This window comes from Phaeobacter porticola (genome assembly GCF_001888185.1).
Classification (GTDB): domain Bacteria; phylum Pseudomonadota; class Alphaproteobacteria; order Rhodobacterales; family Rhodobacteraceae; genus Phaeobacter; species Phaeobacter porticola.
Genome location: NZ_CP016364.1, coordinates 830374 through 846910 on the forward strand (window position 1 = coordinate 830374; position 16537 = coordinate 846910).

General features: G+C 59.0%; 15 protein-coding genes and 2 tRNA genes. 7 read left to right on the plus strand and 10 right to left on the minus strand.

The features are described 5' to 3' along the window. The first annotated feature begins 34 nt into the window (after positions 1-34). Positions 35-622 carry a heme NO-binding domain-containing protein gene (locus PhaeoP97_RS04065; RefSeq protein ID WP_072503989.1) on the plus strand — a complete coding sequence of 196 codons (588 nt, stop codon included), beginning with the start codon at positions 35-37 and terminating at the stop codon, positions 620-622. Next, positions 622-1632, plus strand: a complete 1011-nt coding sequence (locus tag PhaeoP97_RS04070; RefSeq protein WP_072506285.1) for a GGDEF domain-containing protein — start codon at positions 622-624, stop codon at positions 1630-1632. The genes PhaeoP97_RS04065 and PhaeoP97_RS04070 overlap by 1 nt, the downstream gene beginning before the upstream one ends. A 271-nt stretch (positions 1633-1903) precedes the next feature. Here the strand turns inward: PhaeoP97_RS04070 and PhaeoP97_RS04075 are convergent. The 6 genes from PhaeoP97_RS04075 to PhaeoP97_RS04100 form a co-directional block, all read right to left on the minus strand. Then, positions 1904-1978, minus strand: a tRNA-Glu gene (locus PhaeoP97_RS04075). 279 nt (positions 1979-2257) lie between these two features. Beyond that, positions 2258-2332, minus strand: a tRNA-Glu gene (locus PhaeoP97_RS04080). A gap of 133 nt (positions 2333-2465) precedes the next feature. Then, positions 2466-4208, minus strand: coding sequence for a single-stranded-DNA-specific exonuclease RecJ (recJ, locus tag PhaeoP97_RS04085; protein WP_072503990.1), 1743 nt, complete (start codon positions 4206-4208; stop codon positions 2466-2468). Positions 4209-4340: 132 nt separating this feature from the next. Next, positions 4341-5324: a class II fructose-bisphosphatase gene (gene glpX, locus PhaeoP97_RS04090; RefSeq protein WP_072503991.1), complete on the minus strand. Its 984-nt coding sequence runs from the start codon at positions 5322-5324 to the stop codon at positions 4341-4343. Between the two features lie 180 nt (positions 5325-5504). Next, the gene (locus tag PhaeoP97_RS04095) at positions 5505-6791 is read right to left on the minus strand and encodes a homoserine dehydrogenase (protein WP_072503992.1); all 1287 of its coding nucleotides are present in this window, start codon (positions 6789-6791) and stop codon (positions 5505-5507) included. Between the two features lie 196 nt (positions 6792-6987). After that, on the minus strand, positions 6988-7332 hold the full coding sequence (locus tag PhaeoP97_RS04100; protein WP_072506286.1) for a hypothetical protein: 345 nt from the start codon (positions 7330-7332) through the stop codon (positions 6988-6990). 97 nt (positions 7333-7429) lie between these two features. Here PhaeoP97_RS04100 and PhaeoP97_RS04105 point away from each other — a divergent pair, with 97 nt between their 5' ends. Further along, positions 7430-8047 (plus strand): TetR/AcrR family transcriptional regulator, encoded by a 618-nt coding sequence (locus tag PhaeoP97_RS04105; protein WP_072503993.1) that lies wholly within the window; start codon positions 7430-7432, stop codon positions 8045-8047. Then, complete coding sequence (locus PhaeoP97_RS04110) at positions 8044-8538, plus strand: GNAT family N-acetyltransferase (protein ID WP_072503994.1); 495 nt, start codon at positions 8044-8046, stop codon at positions 8536-8538. Before PhaeoP97_RS04105 ends, PhaeoP97_RS04110 begins: the two co-directional genes overlap by 4 nt. A 41-nt stretch (positions 8539-8579) precedes the next feature. On the opposite strand, the gene PhaeoP97_RS04115 is transcribed toward PhaeoP97_RS04110, so the two are convergent. Next, positions 8580-9491: a pirin family protein gene (locus tag PhaeoP97_RS04115; RefSeq protein ID WP_072503995.1), complete on the minus strand. Its 912-nt coding sequence runs from the start codon at positions 9489-9491 to the stop codon at positions 8580-8582. Between the two features lie 263 nt (positions 9492-9754). Here PhaeoP97_RS04115 and PhaeoP97_RS04120 point away from each other — a divergent pair, with 263 nt between their 5' ends. Then, positions 9755-10243 carry a hypothetical protein gene (locus PhaeoP97_RS04120; RefSeq protein ID WP_072503996.1) on the plus strand — a complete coding sequence of 163 codons (489 nt, stop codon included), beginning with the start codon at positions 9755-9757 and terminating at the stop codon, positions 10241-10243. 94 nt (positions 10244-10337) lie between these two features. Here the strand turns inward: PhaeoP97_RS04120 and PhaeoP97_RS04125 are convergent, their stop codons facing one another. From PhaeoP97_RS04125 to PhaeoP97_RS04135, 3 genes are read right to left on the minus strand one after another with little or no spacing between them, the layout of a single operon-like run. Then, positions 10338-10937, minus strand: coding sequence for a TadE/TadG family type IV pilus assembly protein (locus PhaeoP97_RS04125; RefSeq protein WP_072503997.1), 600 nt, complete (start codon positions 10935-10937; stop codon positions 10338-10340). Next, a complete protein-coding gene (locus tag PhaeoP97_RS04130; RefSeq protein WP_072503998.1) occupies positions 10937-11497 on the minus strand; it encodes a TadE/TadG family type IV pilus assembly protein in 561 nt (186 codons plus the stop codon). Before PhaeoP97_RS04130 ends, PhaeoP97_RS04125 begins: the two co-directional genes overlap by 1 nt. After that, the gene (locus PhaeoP97_RS04135) at positions 11494-13176 is read right to left on the minus strand and encodes a Tad domain-containing protein (RefSeq protein ID WP_072503999.1); all 1683 of its coding nucleotides are present in this window, start codon (positions 13174-13176) and stop codon (positions 11494-11496) included. The genes PhaeoP97_RS04130 and PhaeoP97_RS04135 overlap by 4 nt, the downstream gene beginning before the upstream one ends. A gap of 358 nt (positions 13177-13534) precedes the next feature. Here PhaeoP97_RS04135 and PhaeoP97_RS04145 point away from each other — a divergent pair, with 358 nt between their 5' ends. Together PhaeoP97_RS04145 and PhaeoP97_RS04150 are read left to right on the plus strand one after the other, a co-directional pair. Continuing rightward, complete coding sequence (locus tag PhaeoP97_RS04145; RefSeq protein WP_072504001.1) at positions 13535-14965, plus strand: Glu/Leu/Phe/Val family dehydrogenase; 1431 nt, start codon at positions 13535-13537, stop codon at positions 14963-14965. Positions 14966-15268: 303 nt separating this feature from the next. After that, positions 15269-16522, plus strand: a complete 1254-nt coding sequence (locus tag PhaeoP97_RS04150) for a sarcosine oxidase subunit beta family protein (protein WP_072504002.1) — start codon at positions 15269-15271, stop codon at positions 16520-16522. The last annotated feature ends 15 nt before the right edge of the window (positions 16523-16537 follow it).

The following is a 16537-nucleotide window of genomic DNA, read 5'->3' on the forward strand; positions in this document are numbered from 1 at the left end:
GTCAAAAGTAGAGACACGCAACAAGGGGCCAGCGATGCACGGTCTGATCAACAGGGCATTCCAGGCATTTGTCAGCACCACCTTCGGGGGGGGCAGCTGGCAGGTGATCATGGATACAGCAGAGCTTGGCTTTAACGAGTTCGAAGCGATGCTCACCTATACGGATGAGCAGTCGCAGACCATGTTGCATACCGCTGAACAAATCCTGCAGCGCCCGTTGGCCGAAATGCTAGAGGACATGGGCACGTTTCTGGTGTCCAACCCCCAGCTGGAAGCGCTGCGCAGATTGCTCCGCTTTGGCGGCGTCAACTACGTGGAATTCCTGCATTCACTAGATGATTTGCCTGATCGTGCGCGCCTGGCGGTTGCAGATCTGAACCTGCCGGGGCTGGAACTGATCGAACAGGCACCCGGACAATTTGAACTGCACTGCCAGCCCGGTTTGCCGGGTTATGCCAATGTGTTGATGGGAGTTCTGCGCGCGATGGCGGATGATTACGGGGATCTCGTCTTTCTTGATCACTCGGGGACGCAGGACAATGCTGAGGTGATTTCTATAACGTTGGTGGAAACCGAATTTGCAGAAGGCCGTGCCTTCGATTTGGGGGCACATTCGCTATGATGATGAGCCTGCGAGATATTTCCGGTATCGCGAATGAAATCTGTCCGATGCATGTGGTGATTAACCACGAAGGCCGCATTACCGGTGTCGGGCCGACACTGCGCAAACTGCGCCCGGATACCGATTGGCTGGGCAGCCGCTTCTTTCGTATCTTTGATCTTGCCCGGCCGCGACGTGTGCGCTCAACCGAGGATTTGATCAAGACAGCCGGGGCCAAACTGCATCTGAAATTTCGCGATGCGCCTCAGACCGGGCTGAAGGGCGTTCTTGCGCCGTTTCCGGATGGGCAGGGCGGGTTCATTAACCTGTCTTTTGGTATTTCAGTGCTGGAGGCGGTGCGGGATTATGATCTGACAAGTGCGGATTTTTCGCCCACCGATCTGACCATCGAAATGCTGTATCTGGTTGAGGCAAAATCCGCCGCGATGGAGGCCTCACGCCAGCTGAACCTGCGCCTGCAAGGGGCCAAAATTGCTGCCGAGGAGCAGGCCTTTACCGACACGCTGACCGGGGTCAAGAACCGGCGCGCGATGGACCACATATTGAACAGGTTGATCGCGACTGGTCGAGATTTCTCGCTCATGCATGTCGATCTCGACTTTTTCAAAGAGGTCAATGACACGCTGGGTCATGCGGCCGGGGACACTGTGTTGCAGCGTGTGGCCAAGCTGATGGTGCAGTGCACCCGCCAGAACGATACGGTTGCGCGAGTCGGTGGCGATGAATTTGTGCTGATATTCGACGGCCTTATAGATCGTATCCAGCTATCGGGCATTGCGCGTCGCCTGATTTCAGCCATCGAAGAGCCGATCCCTTTTGGGGACAAAACCTGCAAGATCTCAGCCAGCGCAGGCACCGCGTTGTCCTCGGCATTCTCGGCTGGGTTGGATGGCGCGACGCTATTGAACCAGGCCGACGTTGCGCTTTATGCGGCCAAAAATGCAGGCAGGGCGCGTCACTTTTTTTACCAGCCCGGCATGGAAGATCAGCGCGACGACACCCCCTCTTAAGACGCTCTTATGTGGCCTATCGAGGCCTCGGACGTGCCTGACATCGATGCCGTTAAAAAGGGTAATCGAGGGATCTGCGTGGCGATCCATCCTGTGGACTGAAATCCGTTGATGTCTTGATCTGGATTGCCCTATGTGCCGCGCGTTCCAAGACGTGACGATATCGGGTGCTTGGTGAGTACCCGGTTCGCGGAATCTATGGTGAGCGCTTGGAACGCAGCATTCAAAATGCGGCCCACCCAATAAAACATCAAATTTCTGAGAGGAAAAGTGGCAGCCCGTAGGGGAATCGAACCCCTCTTTCCAGGTTGAAAACCTGGCGTCCTAACCGATAGACGAACGGGCCACTTGGTCTGTGAGGGGGTGTTTACTTAGTCCTCAGCGCTGGCGCAAGGGGGATTTTCACCTGAATTGGAGTTTTTTTCAACATTTGCCAGTCGCCTGCAAGGTTCTGAAAAGTATTGTAAATATGAAGGCTGTGGACCGTGTCAGTACCCGCATGCCGCAAGCGACGGTTTGCAGGATGGACCAAAGCCACACCTACACTCGAACTGACATGCGACTGAGTATAATCCAGCTGCTGCGCCAATAGGAGCTGATCAGAAACATCACTGTCATGGAAAAGTGGCAGCCCGTAGGGGAATCGAACCCCTCTTTCCAGGTTGAAAACCTGGCGTCCTAACCGATAGACGAACGGGCCACTTGGTGTGAGCGGGTATTTAGTGATTAGCGCCGAAAGCCGCAAGTCAAAAAACACCACCGAGGTGATTTTATTTTGTAGGCAACCGGGGGTGGTGCCGCGGCGGGAATATGGGGTTGTTTAGATGTGCACGTCAGGCTTCTGCGGCGTCCTCTAGCCGCATTTGCACGGATTGGCGTCCGCCCCAGGTGTTGATCTCCAGTCGCCCGGCGAAGTGAAAACGGGCACCGCCGTGATCCAGCAGGCGTTGGCCCAGTTCGGTGTCAAATGCACCAAAGCAGATGGCGTCTATGCCACTGCTCAACCCGTCGCTCAGCGATAGTTTCAGATGGCTTTCTCCAACTCGCTTGGCAAAGCGGATCTGAAGATCGGGGAATCCATAGCGCGGGGCGGGGGCGCCTGCACCAAAGGGACCGGCTTGTTCAATCTGTTCGATCAGCGGCACGGTTGCGGCACCTGGCATCAACATGCCGTCCAGTTTCAGATCACTTGGTCCCAGATCACCGGCCCCTTGTTTGGCCAGCAGCGCGCTCAGTCGCGCCATGGCCGGTTCCAACTGGTCGCGCGCAACAGTCAGCCCTGCCGCCATTTTGTGTCCGCCGCCCTTGATCAGCAGCCCCTCAGCGGCAGCGCGTTGGATCGAGGCGCCAAGGTCGATGCCGCTGACCGAGCGGCCTGATCCTTTGCCCTCATCGCCATCAAGGCCGATGACGATGGCCGGGCGGCCTGCGGCCTCTTTCAGGCGAGAGGCGACGATGCCGACAACGCCGGGATGCCAGCCTTCGCCAGCTGCCCAGACCAGCGGCGCGTCCAGTCCCCGGGCCTCCGCCTGTTCCAGAGCGGCGGCGCGAACAGCGTTTTCGATATCGCGACGTTCGCTGTTCAGCTCATCCAACCGGGCGGCGATGGCTTCAGCCTCGGCCAGGTTGCTGGTCGCCAGCAGTCGCGCACCAAGATCGGCCTTGCCGATGCGCCCGCCGGCGTTGACCCGTGGACCGAGCAAAAAGCCGAGGTGATAGGTCGACGGGGCCGAATCCATCCGTGATACATCCGCCAGTGCCACCAGTCCGGGGCGCTGGCGGGCGGCCATGACCTTGAGTCCCTGACGGACAAGCGCGCGGTTCGCCTCAATCAGCGGTGCGACATCGGCGACGGTGGCCAGGGCAACCAGATCCAGCAGGGCCATCAGATCAGGACCGGTGCCCATCCCCTTGTCCCGCATCTGGCGGCGCAGCTCGACCAGCATCAGGAACACCACACCGGCGGCGCAGAAATAGCCCAGATCGCCGTCCTCATCCTGCCGGTTGGGGTTCACCACCGCGACGCAATCGGGCAGGGTTTCGCCGCCCAGGTGGTGGTCCAGAACCACCACATCGGCCCCTTTGGCTGCGGCAATCGGGCCATGCGACAGGGTTCCGCAATCGACGCAGACAATCAGGTCATGATCCCGTGCCAATGCGGCCATCGCGGCGTCATTGGGGCCATAGCCTTCGTCGATGCGATCCGGCACATAGAGTGTGGCGCCAAGGCCGACTTGGTTCAGCCAGACCAGAAGCAGTGCTGCAGAGGAGCCCCCGTCGACATCATAATCGGCAAAGACGGCAATGCGTTCGCGTCGCTCTACCGCCTGTAGGAACCGGGCGGCGGCGGCTTCCATATCTTTCATCCGACGCGGATCAGGCAGCAGTTCTTTTAGCTGTGGAGACAGAAAGCCGCTGGCCTCATGGGCGGGAACGCCCCTGCGCGCCAGCACCTGACAAACTGCGGCGGGCAGGCCGGTCTGCTGTTCCATCGCCTCGGCGGCGCGGGCCATGTCCACATCCGGGCCAATCCAACGACGTCCGGTGAGTGAGGTCTCAACTCCCAAAAAGCTCATGTCTGCGCCCCTTATGTGTTTGGCCCCGCGCTGGCCCGGTCATGGCAAAGGCCGGACCCACGCGGATCCGGCCTTTCACCTTTCTTCAAATACTCAAATCCCGGCAGATGCTGCAAGCACCAAGCTTTGCGATCACTGGTGCGCGCTGAGCGGTGTGCGATAGCTCATCCGGCGGACGGAGCCGGTTTTGGAGCGCATCAACAGTGTGGTGGTTTCCACCCAGCCCGGCTGACGTTTGATCGCGGGCAGCAGCGAGCCGCCGGTGACGCCGGTTGCCGCAAAGATCACATCGCTGGTGACCATCTCGTCCCGGCTGTAAACCCGGTCCAGATTGGTGATGCCTGCCTTAGCGGCGCGGGATTTTTCATCGTCGTTGCGGAACAGCAGGCGGCCAAAAATCTGGCCACCCATGCATTTCAGCGCCGCTGCGGCCAGCACGCCTTCGGGTGCGCCGCCCTGGCCCATATACATGTCGATACCGGTGGTCTCGCTTTCGGCGCAATGCATCACACCTGCGACGTCGCCATCGGTGATCAGGCGGATCGAAGCACCGGTTTCGCGGACCTCAGAGATCATGGTTTCGTGACGCGGGCGCTCCAGGATACAGACCGTGATGTCCGACGGTGCGCAGTTCTTGGCTTTGGCCAGGGCCTCAACACGTTCGCGCGGGCTCATGTCCAAGGAAACGACACCCTCCGGGTAGCCAGGGCCGACGGCCAGCTTGTCCATATAGGTGTCTGGGGCGTGCAGCATAGAGCCGCGTGGCCCCATCGCGATCACCGTGAGTGCGTTCGGCATATCCTTGGCGGTCAGCGTGGTGCCTTCCAGCGGGTCAAGGGCGATGTCCACGCCAGGGCCGTTGCCGGTGCCGACTTCTTCGCCGATGAACAGCATCGGGGCTTCGTCACGCTCGCCTTCGCCGATGACCACAACGCCGGCGATATCCAAAAGGTTCAGCTGTTCGCGCATGGCGTTGACGGCGGCCTGGTCAGCGGCCTTTTCGTCGCCGCGCCCGATCAACGGTGCGGATGCCAGGGCAGCCTGTTCGGCCACACGGGCCAGGCCGAGCGACAACATGCGGTCGTTGAATGCGGCGTCGTTGGTGTCAGTAGTCATAGCCAATGTCCTATCTCAATCCCTGGTCGGTGCCGTCGCATACCCTGCATCTGGCAGCGCGGGCAAGGGCGGTTGGCGGTAACGGGCCGATCAAGCGGCCCTGTCACCTCTACTTATCGCCGGTTGTCCGGCTGCGGTGCGGTGCTCTGATACATCTGTCCGGGGCAGGGTTCCGCTGGATCAGACCTCTTCAATGCGCAGGGCGACCGGCTCGCTTGCGACAACATCGGTCTTGGCCAACTCATCCAGTGCCGTTTGCAGCGTGGTGGAGGTGCATTTATGCGTCACGATCAGCACCGGCGCGGTTGGCTCGGAATGGCCATATTGGCGCATCCGGTCGATAGAGATCCCAGCGTCGCCAAGAGCTGTCGAGACTTTGGCCAAGGCACCGGGCTTGTCCAGCAGCGCTAGGCGCAGATAATGCGGCGCAGCAAGGCTGGTCTGGGCGGCAGGTGCCTCTTGCAGCGATACGGCTGGTTGGCCGAAGGTCGGAAAACGGCTGCCGCGTGCCAGATCGCAGATATCGCCGAGCACGGCGCTGGCAGTCGGACCTTCGCCGGCGCCGGGGCCACGCAGGACGATCTGTTCGACCGCGTCGCCTTCGATCACCACCATATTGGTGCCGCCTTCCAGCTGGCCCAGCGGTGAATGTGCAGGCACAAGGCAGGGCGACATGCGCTGTTCCAGCCCACGCCCGGTGCGCTGCGCGACGCCCAGCAGTTTGATCCGATAGCCCATATCAGAGGCGTGGCGGATGTCGTCCAGGCTGATGCGCTGAATGCCTTCCAGCTGCACATTGCCAAAAGCCGGTTTGGTGCCAAAGGCAATCGCTGAGAGGATCGCCAGCTTGTGTCCGGCGTCGATGCCGCCCACATCCAGATTGGGATCGGCCTCAAGATAGCCAAGACGGCCACATTCCTCGAACAGGGCGTTGTAGCCCTGACCGGTGGCTTCCATCTGGGTCAGGATATAGTTGCAGGTGCCGTTCATCACGCCCATCACACGGGTGATTTCATTGCCTGCCAAACCTTCGGTCAGGGATTTGATCACCGGGATGCCGCCTGCAACGGCGGCTTCGAAGCGGATGATGCGACCGGCGGCTTCGGCCTGTTCGGCCAGCGCCTGACCATGGATGGCCAGCAGCGCCTTGTTGGCGGTGACAACATCCTTGCCCGCAGCCAGGGCAGCCTCGGTCGCCTCTTTGGCTGCGCCTTCGTGTCCGCCCATCAGTTCAACAAACACATCCACATCATCGCGGGTTGCCAGCGCCACGGGATCGGTTTCCCAAGCGTAGTCACCGAGCGACACGCCACGGTCCTTGCTGGCGTTGCGGGCAGAGACAGCCGTAATTTCAATCGTGCGTCCGGTACGGGCCTCCAGCATAGCTGCCTGGCGACGGATGATCTTGACCACACCGGTGCCAACCGTGCCCAAACCTGCAATACCAAGACGAAGCGGCTCTGTCATAGCTGGGGATCCCTTAATTCCTAAAGACGTCTCCCCGCCTTAGCGGGTTCGGCGCAGCGGTGCAACGCCAGCGGCGGGCCAGTCGGGACAAAACCCCGACGGGATGCGAGTTGATCAAGGGGGTGACTGAGCCGTGAGCCGATGCGCATGGTTTCTGTACGAAGGTAGTGCCCGAGGTGGCAACTATAGAAAGCGGTCAGGGTTGCGCGTTGCGCAACGCCTCTGCGCGGGCCTGCAAGCGGGCGGCGCGGGCTGTCAGATTGTCCTCCAGGGCTTTGCTCTCTTCCGCAGGGCGCGCGCTGGGTTGAAGCGCGTCTTCCAGTGGAACAAGGGCTGGGTACTCTGATCCGCGCAGATCCGGTGTCAGCCTGTCTTCCAGTTCCGGCACCCTTGTGCAGCCAGCGATTGCCAATCCAGCCAGTACCATCACCAGATGAGCGGCGCGCGGCCGATGGGACGTTTTTGCGCGGGTGGCGGCTGCCTGAGGCGTTGGTAGAACCTGCGTTTTGGTCAGGGTCCGGGACTGTGCGGGCGATTGCATCAAAACCATCCTTGTTCGCTAGTTCCTTGATGCACATATTAGCCAAAAGGCACAAGCAGGGCTTTTATCTGAACGTTTGTTCAGATATTGTTGAGACATGGCACGTACCCAAGGTTCACATTCTGACATCACCGGTCCGCGCATTCGTGCAGCGGCGCTGCAATTGTTTGCCCAACATGGCTATGCGGCGGTCTCCATGCGCCAAATCGCATCTGCGGTTGGGGTGCAGGCGGGCGCGCTATACAATTATACGCCTGACAAGCAAAGTCTGCTGTTCAGCCTGATGGAAGGTCACATGACTGAGCTGTTGCAGGCGTGGCAAGATTTGCGCGCGCCGGATCAGACGGATGTTGGTGGCCGTCCCGAGGATCTTGTTCTTGCACGGCTAGAGGCCTTTACCCGGTTTCACATCCGCTTTCATCTGGAACGGCCTGACGCGGTTTTTATCGCCTACATGGAACTACGAAACCTATCAGAAGAAAATTTTACCGCCATCGAATCCCTGCGTCGTGAATATGAGAACGCGCTTCAGGCGATCCTGAAGGATGGTGTGCGGCTGGGGGTGTTTCATATCCCGGATACCAAAATTGCCACTTTGGCGGTGATCGCGATGCTGAACGGTGTGATGACCTGGTACCGCAGCGGCGGGCGTCTGTCGCTGGATGAGGTGGAAGCAATCTACTGGGATATGGTGCAAAAATCGGTGCGGGCGTGAGCCTCCTGTCACTACGCAGTGATCGGCTGGTCGCAATTCGCCCCGAGGAAATCGCCACCGGGGACCTTGCCGCGCTCTTTGCGCCCGAGGTTGTCAGGTGGCTACCACCCGGATTTCAAACCTGTGAAGGCGAGGCGGACCAGCGGGCTTTTTTGCGGAAATTGCAACACCAGGCTGAGGTGATCGGTCTGGCCGATGCGCGGGGCGAGGTGCTTGGGCTGATGGTGCTGACAGATGCCGCACCCGGAGAAGACACCCGTCATCTGGGCTACCTTCTGGCAGAGCGGGTCTGGGGGCAGGGGCTGGCAAGCGAGTTGCTCGCGGCGCTTCAGGTCCAGATGCGAGGGCGGGCGGTGACCCTTGCCGGTGGCGTGATGATGCAGAACCATGGCTCGGCGCGTGTATTGGTAAAGGCCGGTTTTGTGCCGGATCATGCTGAGGCGTCCGCCGCGGCTGAGGGAGAAGTCATCTATCGCTGGCGCGCCACCTGAGATGGCGCGCGCCAGTCCACGCTGCTATAGGGCCTATTCCGTTAATGAGCCGGGCGGATGAAGCTGCCGTTGCGCAGGTCCCTGAAAGCCTGACGCAGCTCTTCTTGGCTGTTCATCACGATTGGGCCGTGCCACGCGACAGGTTCCTCAATCGGCGCGCCTGAAATTAGCAGGAACCGAACCCCCTCCGGGCCAGCCTGAACGGTGATTTCTTCCCCGGTGCCAAACCGCACAAGGGTGCGATCCCCGGACATGTCGCGAATGTGCAGTTCTTCGCCCGCGACCTCTTTTTCCAAGAGGATCCCCTGCGGCGTGGCGGCATCAACAAAAGCCCCCTGACCGGCAAAGATATAGGCAAAGGCGCGCCGGTAGGTGTCGATGCGAAAGGTCTTTTTCACACCCGGCGGCACAGATACGTCCAGATACTGTGGATCAGCTGCAATGCCATCCACCGGCCCACGCTTGCCCCAGAAGTCGCCGACGATGACCTTCACACGGGTGCCGTCATCGTCCGTGACTTCGGGAATGTCCTTGGCGGTGATGTCCTGATAGCGTGGGGCGGTCATCTTTTGGCTGGCGGGCAGATTGCCCCAGAGCTGGAAACCATGCATCTGGCCTGTAGCGTTGCCTTTGGGCATTTCCTGGTGAAGTATGCCGGATCCGGCTGTCATCCATTGCACATCGCCTGCGCCCAGCGTGCCGTTGTTGCCAAGTGAATCGCCATGATGAACGCTGCCGTCGAGCACATAAGTAATGGTCTCGATCCCGCGATGGGGGTGCCAGGGAAAACCGGCCTCAAAATCCTTGGGGTGGTCATTGCGAAAATCGTCAAACAGCAGGAAGGGATCCAGCTCGCTGGGGTCATGAAAGCCAAAGGCGCGGTGCAGTTTGACACCAGCGCCCTCAAGCGCCGGGGTTGCGGGGCGGGTTTCGAGAATGGGGCGGATCGACATGGCAGGTCTCCGGTGTCTTTGGGTGTTCAGCATAGATAGATCTGTGCATGTCTGGAAGAAAGTCGCGTCCTGTCACGTTGTGTGTGCGTATTTGAACAATTGTGGCGAACCTTGGATTGAAATCCGCAGCTGCGCACCGTCCCTGTGACAGTGCAAGGGCTATGACTTTAGGCGCAATCAGGATACATCCCGGCGTAACGACGCCCTTTGATTGTGACAGGCCGGGGGGTAGAAGGCCGGGATAGGCTGAGGGGACACGCGATATGAATGACGAAATTCTGGCAACGATTGATGCCTCTGGACCGCGGCGCATCATGGCAACGACGATGTTGTTTGTTGTCGGGGCGTTGGCGATCTATGTGGCGCTTTCACGCCCACCGGCCTTGCATTGGCTGGTGTTTCTGTTGGGGATAGGCGGGTTTTCAATCTGGCTTGGCGTGCGGCTGTGGCAGGCAACGACCCACAGGATTGAGCTGACGGAACGCGAGTTGCGCAGTTCGGATGGGGCGGTGATTGCTGAGGTCGCGGATGTGGTTGCAGTCGATCGCGGCGTCTTTGCCTTTAAGCCGTCAAACGGGTTTCTCATCCGCACTGCCGTCAAGGGACCGCGCAGCTGGCGGCCGGGATTGTGGTGGCGCATGGGGCATCGCATTGGCATTGGTGGCGTGACGCCGGGCGCACAGAGCAAATCCATGGCTGAGATCCTCGCAATTATGATTGCGCGGCGTGATGCGGGGCAGGGGAACGTCTGACCATCAAGATGGCTGGTGAGGCTGCGCCCCGGATACAGAAAAAGGCGCGTCCCTAATCCGGCGCGCCTTTTATGCTTTGTTGATGCAGATCGGATCAGTCCGTTGGCTCGGTGCCGTCATTGTGGCCACCGCCACCGCTGTCCTGGCCTTCAAACTTTACTTGCGGTGCGAAACGCGGGCGGGTGAAGACAAAATTTTCGATATCCATGTCTGGCAATCCAACATTGAAAGCCGGATCAATGTCGTTCTTTGTTTCAACCAAAATGACCCGCTCTTGGTCGGGCATGCTGGGCAGGTCATCTTTGACATTTTGAATTGTGCCATCCTGCCATTGAGCAAATTGGCCACCACGGACCCTGGACCAGTCGACGTAGTAGCGATTGTCATCCTCGTCCCAACGGATCACGGAAATTCTGAGCGAGATCGAAGAATCAACACGGATCAGCAGCTTGGCCAATTCATGCATGCTGTCGATATACTCTTCGTTCAGAGTAGAGGTTTCCCGCGAGATGAGGTCTGAAATCGTATAGGCCGCCTTGAGGTTGGCGCCCTCCTGCCGGTAGGCATCGAAATAGGTGTACATTGCGGCAAAGACGCCGAGCAGCAATGGCATGTAAAAGGCGAATTCTACCGAAACAGAACCGTCAGTTTCATGCCTGTAGCGGCGGAACAGGCTGCGGAGATCATTCAACATTACCTTGGCTCCTGAACAAAGGCTGACGTTGCATAGAGGCGAATTCGACCATCCAGGTCATTGTCCATGTCGTCGGCCAGGCCCCAATGGGGGAACACCGGTTTGATGGCCATGCAGGCGCGAATGAACATCAGCTCGTTAGAGGCACCGGTCACAAAAGAGCGGACAGGTTGCACGTCTTCAACCCGGTTGATGCAATCCGGGTCCGGGTCCACGGCCGACCAGGCGTAGGGGTCGACCTGCACCATTTCGAGCCGTAGCGACGTGCCGCAATTGCGAATGAAACCCGACCGGCTGCAAACCTCATCGCGGATTTCATTATGCTGTTTGGGCACGCCGGTGGACAGACGCAGGCCCCGCACGGTCTGGTCTAGGGCGCGTTCCAGCATGGATTGCTGGATGGTGATCATACCCAGTTCGACCGTGTTCATCAGCAAAAACAGGAAGGCCGGTATGACGATGGCGAATTCAACTGTCGCGTTGCCGTCCTCGCGTTTGCGGAACAGGCGTAGGGCGCTGCGGATCCGTGTCAGACTATAGCGACGCGCAGAGCCTGTCATTGGGTCAGCCTCAGCTGGCGAATGGATGTGGCGATGGAGGCAAAGGCATCGCTGATCTCCAGGCCTTCCACGTCAAAATGATGGGCGTCAGAGCTCGCGCAGTCTTTCAGAACTGCGGTGCCACTGTTGGGGGCCTCAAAGCCGATGGTGTAGACAACGATGCCCTGGCTCTTGGCCGCGGTGCAGACAGCACTGGTGCGGGCATTCTTAGTGGTGGTGCCCCAGCTATCGTAGACGCCATAGTACCATGTACTGCGGGCGGAGCTTTGACCCATCCAATCACCATAGAGGTATTTGTAAAGATATTTGAGCGAGGTATCCGCAAAGAGGTCAGCATAGCTTAGCCGTTGTACCTGCGCCGGTTCGCCCTCTTCATCCTGCCACCAGCAGTAGCTGCTATTGCATTTGCGATAGCTGCCTTGACCATATGCGTGGTCTTCCCAGCGGTTCATATTGTCCCAATAGTATTTATCGCGCTGCGGATCATAGGTGGAATAGCGGGCTCTGGAGCTGGAAGCCGCAGGGTTGTAGTACACGTCCGACGGGCCCTCGCGGTGATCACTCTCTACATAATACTGCGAGGTGTTTTGCCCATCCGTCATGAGGACGATGATCTTGACCGTGTCATTGTCGTTGAAGCTTACGGGGCGATTGCTGAAGGTTGCGGGCACCATAGCGCCGCCGCCCCCCGACAGCGCGCTGATCGCAGGGCGTGCGCTTGGATCCAGCAACGCCGTGCCCCATTTCATACCAACGTCGATGGAGGTGTTGCCTTGCGCGTAGAGATTCTGGATGAAATCCTTCAGCGTGTCGGCATCCTTCTGGAGCGGCAGAATTTCACGGTCCGCGCGATCTTCGCAGACAGGGCTGCTCACCAGGTTTGAGCTGGTACGGTAATCGCTGCCGGACCAGGGGCTGAAATGCATGGTGCGTTTCAGTTCCTCGGTCGTCGACAAAGCGGTGCTCTGGAAATGAGGGCCGGTGAAGTTTACGCAATTGGAATATTCATGCTCTTCGGTGGCATTGTACTGCTGCAACAGCTCCGCAGGCAGGCTGACTTGTGTGGCGTAGGGGACAATCGATACGGACATTTTGCCATCGGTCGTATTGGCGACCATAGTGTCGATGAATTCCTTTGCCGCAATTTTGAGATTGGTCAGGCGACTGTTGGAGCGCATCGATCCCGAGACGTCCAGAACAAGTGAGATTTCCAGCGCGTCGATGCTCTCTTCTGCGCGGGAGGTCGCATAAAGTGGCATGTCCTGACCGCTGGAGAATTTCAGCATATGGGTTTCGAACGTGGTGTCGATGGTGCTTTGCACCTTTTTGAAACCGATCCCGGTTTCGGCCACCGGTGGGGTGTAATATTTGTTGAGCCCGGCCTTGTTGAGATAGTCCTGAACAACCACCGCAGGCGGCAGTGGCTGATCAAGATCAGCTGCTGCAAGAACCGCACGGTCAAGCGTATATTGTAGGATGGTCCGGTCCCGTTCCATGCGCATCAGGTCAACGCCAATGCCGCCCACTGCCAACATGGACAGCAGAAACCCGACCATAGGTTTCACCAGCACGCCGGATTCGTCTTGCCGAAAGGCGCGCAGCTCTGCTCCGCCCTTGATGCAAGCGGTCAGGCAGGCCTGTCGGACTGCGATGGAAATATTGTCAAAACCTATACTCATATGTCGAACCCCCAGCCGCCTAACCCCCCGGTTCAGCGCCAATAGAAACGGACTTTCATACTTATTAATGCTTTATGAAGGTGGCGGAATTGGGGCGTATACCGGGCCAAGTCGCGCGCATTGTTTTCGATTTTACGGGCAATGAACCCTGCGAAAAGCTGTTGTCGCCCATCGGTGGACAACTTGCTCTGACCCGGCGACTCAGTTGTGATGCAGATAAATGAACCGTGTTTCAATTTGCCTGAAATTGATTCTTTTTCCATGGGAATGGTCAAAAAGGTCGCACCTTCTTAATCCAAGAGTCATAGTGTCCGAACACTATCTCACTGAGTCGACGCAGAAGCACGGAGTACAGCCGATGAGCAGTGCAACAGAACCCAGTTTTCGCCAGAGTGTGGACCTAATGTTCAACAGGGCGGTGTCCTTGATGGATCTGCCGCCTGGCCTGGAAGAGAAGATCAGGGTTTGCAACGCGACCTATACGGTGCGGTTCGGAGTTCGCCTGCGGGGCGGCATCCAGACCTTCACCGGGTATCGTTCGGTGCATTCCGAACATATGGAACCCGTGAAGGGCGGCATCCGCTATGCGATGGGCGTGAATCAGGATGAGGTTGAGGCGCTGGCGGCGCTGATGACCTATAAATGTGCGCTGGTTGAGGCGCCGTTTGGCGGCTCCAAGGGCGGGCTATGCATTGATCCGCGCCAGTATGAAGAGCACGAGCTGGAGCTGATCACCCGCCGTTTCGCCTATGAGCTGGCCAAACGGGATCTGATCAACCCCTCCCAGAACGTTCCGGCCCCGGATATGGGCACGGGTGAGCGTGAAATGGCGTGGATTGCCGACCAATATGCGCGGATGAACACCACCGATATCAACGCCAAGGCCTGTGTGACCGGCAAGCCGCTGAACGCGGGCGGCATCGCCGGCCGGGTCGAGGCGACGGGCCGCGGCGTGCAGTATGCTCTACGCGAATTCTTCCGTAATCCGGAGGATGTGGCGGCTGCCAATATGGACGGCAAACTGGACGGCAAACGGGTTATTGTTCAGGGCCTCGGCAATGTGGGCTACCACGCGGCCAAATTTCTGATGTCGGAAGACGGCGCCAAGATCACGGCTGTGATCGAGCGTGACGGTGGTCTGATCGACGAAAATGGTCTTGATATCGAAGCGGTGTTCCAGTGGATCGCCAGCAATGGCGGTGTCACAGGCTACCCGGATGCGCGGTATGTTGAAAATGGCGCGCTGTTGTTGGAAGAAGACTGTGACATCCTGATCCCAGCGGCACTGGAAGGGGTGATCAATCTCACCAATGCAGCCAACATCAAAGCGCGCCTGATTATCGAGGCTGCGAATGGCCCCGTCACTGCGGGTGCGGATGAGATCTTGCGCGACAAAGGCATCGTGATCATTCCTGATATGTATGCCAACGCAGGCGGTGTGACGGTTTCCTACTTTGAGTGGGTCAAAAACCTCAGCCATATTCGCTTTGGCCGGATGCAACGCCGCCAGGAAGAGGCGCGTCATCAGCTGGTTGTGGATGAGCTGGAGGCCCTGTCTGAAAGCCTGGGCAAGACCTGGACGCTGAACCCAAAGTTCACCGAACGCTACCTGCGGGGCGCTGATGAGCTGGAGTTGGTGCGCTCGGGTCTGGATGACACCATGCGCACGGCCTATCAGTCGATGCGGGAGGTCTGGCATGGCCGCAATGACGTGACTGATCTGCGTACCGCCGCTTATCTGGTGTCCATTGACAAGGTTGCCAAGAGCTACCGCGCCAAGGGGCTTTGACCTTATTCAAGGCAGCCCTTTTGGGTCATACATAAGAAAAGAGGCGGCATGTCCCGCCTCTTTTTTCGTTTCAGTGGCCCTTGGGCGCGAAGTGGGGTGAATGCGACCCGGTGCTGGTGGTCTGCGTCGCTTTCAGTACTAGACATATGTGTCCTGAATATGCTGCTGATAACGGGCGGCTGATCTGCACGGGGCTGGTATCCCAGCGGCGATCCGGTCAGACTGGCACGCGAAGACACCAGGGCAGTTGGTCGGGGCAAATGCCCGCGTCTGATCGTCGGGTAAAAGACCAAGGGGGCGGGGATGCGATTTTCTGGCTGGCGTGTGCTGCGCGAAGGGCTGACTGGCAATCGGGGCTGGCAGGGCCATTGGCGCGACCCGGATCCCAAACCCGAATATGATGCGGTGATCATCGGGGGTGGTGGTCATGGGCTGGCGACGGCCTATTATCTGGCCAAAGATCACGGCATGACCAATATCGCCGTGCTGGAGCGCGGCTATATCGGCGGTGGCAATGTGGGGCGCAACACCACCATCGTGCGGGCGAATTATTATCTACCGGGCAACTCTGAGTTCTATTCCCATTCCCTGAAGCTGTGGGAGGGGTTGGAACAGGATCTCAACTACAATGCGATGATGTCGCAGCGTGGCATTCTGAATGTGTTTCACAATGATGCGCAGCGCGACAGCGCCGTGCGGCGCGCGAACGCGATCATCAATCAGGGAGATGATGCCGAAATCCTGTCCCGCGATCAACTGCGCGAGATGGTGCCGCTGCTGAATTATGCCAACAATCGCTTTCCCATTCAGGGGGCGCTGTTGCAGCGCCGGGCAGGCACGGCGCGCCATGATGCGGTGGCCTGGGGGTTTGCGCGGGGGGCGGATCAGCGGGGTGTTGATATCCTGCAGAACTGTGAGGTGACCGGAATTCGGACCGAGGGTGGCAAGGTCATCGGGGTTGAGACCTCCCGTGGTCTGATCCGTGCGGGCAAGGTCGCTATGGCCGCCGCCGGGCGGTCCAGCCAGGTGGCCGCGATGGCTGGTCTGACCCTGCCGATTGAGAGCCACGTCTTGCAGGCGTTTGTCTCAGAGGGTCTGAAGCCGATCATTGATCATGTCCTCACTTTTGCTGAGGGGCATTTGTACATCAGTCAGTCGGACAAGGGCGGGTTGGTCTTTGGCAGCTACCTTGATCTCTACGCTTCTTATGCGGCGCGGGGGAACCTGCCGATGGTGGAGCACACAATGGAGGCCTGCATGGCGATGCTGCCCACCATCGGCAAGGCGCGGCTGTTGCGCAGCTGGGGCGGCATCATGGATATGACACCGGATGGCTCGCCCATCATCGACCGAACGTCGATTGACGGGCTCTATCTCAATGCGGGCTGGTGCTATGGCGGGTTCAAGGCAACGCCGGCCTCTGGGCAGTGTTATGCCCATCTGATCGCCACGGACCGTCCCCATGAGGCTGCGGCGGCATTCCGGTTGGACCGGTTCGAAACTGGCCATGGCCTGATGGATGAGGAGGCGACCGGTGCGCAGCATAATCTGCATTGATCCCCGCCTTGCCAA

Bases quoted from the DNA above. Each gene is read 5' to 3' on its own strand.
- PhaeoP97_RS04065 (WP_072503989.1), top strand. From the start codon at position 35: ATGCACGGTCTGATCAACAGGGCATTCCAGGCATTTGTCAGCACCACC.
- PhaeoP97_RS04070 (WP_072506285.1), top strand. From the start codon at position 622: ATGATGAGCCTGCGAGATATTTCCGGTATCGCGAATGAAATCTGTCCG.
- recJ (WP_072503990.1), bottom strand. From the start codon at position 4,208: ATGAGCTTTTTGGGAGTTGAGACCTCACTCACCGGACGTCGTTGGATT.
- glpX (WP_072503991.1), bottom strand. From the start codon at position 5,324: ATGACTACTGACACCAACGACGCCGCATTCAACGACCGCATGTTGTCG.
- PhaeoP97_RS04095 (WP_072503992.1), bottom strand. From the start codon at position 6,791: ATGACAGAGCCGCTTCGTCTTGGTATTGCAGGTTTGGGCACGGTTGGC.
- PhaeoP97_RS04100 (WP_072506286.1), bottom strand. From the start codon at position 7,332: ATGCAATCGCCCGCACAGTCCCGGACCCTGACCAAAACGCAGGTTCTA.
- PhaeoP97_RS04105 (WP_072503993.1), top strand. From the start codon at position 7,430: ATGGCACGTACCCAAGGTTCACATTCTGACATCACCGGTCCGCGCATT.
- PhaeoP97_RS04115 (WP_072503995.1), bottom strand. From the start codon at position 9,491: ATGTCGATCCGCCCCATTCTCGAAACCCGCCCCGCAACCCCGGCGCTT.
- PhaeoP97_RS04120 (WP_072503996.1), top strand. From the start codon at position 9,755: ATGAATGACGAAATTCTGGCAACGATTGATGCCTCTGGACCGCGGCGC.
- PhaeoP97_RS04125 (WP_072503997.1), bottom strand. From the start codon at position 10,937: ATGTTGAATGATCTCCGCAGCCTGTTCCGCCGCTACAGGCATGAAACT.
- PhaeoP97_RS04130 (WP_072503998.1), bottom strand. From the start codon at position 11,497: ATGACAGGCTCTGCGCGTCGCTATAGTCTGACACGGATCCGCAGCGCC.
- PhaeoP97_RS04135 (WP_072503999.1), bottom strand. From the start codon at position 13,176: ATGAGTATAGGTTTTGACAATATTTCCATCGCAGTCCGACAGGCCTGC.
- PhaeoP97_RS04145 (WP_072504001.1), top strand. From the start codon at position 13,535: ATGAGCAGTGCAACAGAACCCAGTTTTCGCCAGAGTGTGGACCTAATG.
- PhaeoP97_RS04150 (WP_072504002.1), top strand. From the start codon at position 15,269: ATGCGATTTTCTGGCTGGCGTGTGCTGCGCGAAGGGCTGACTGGCAAT.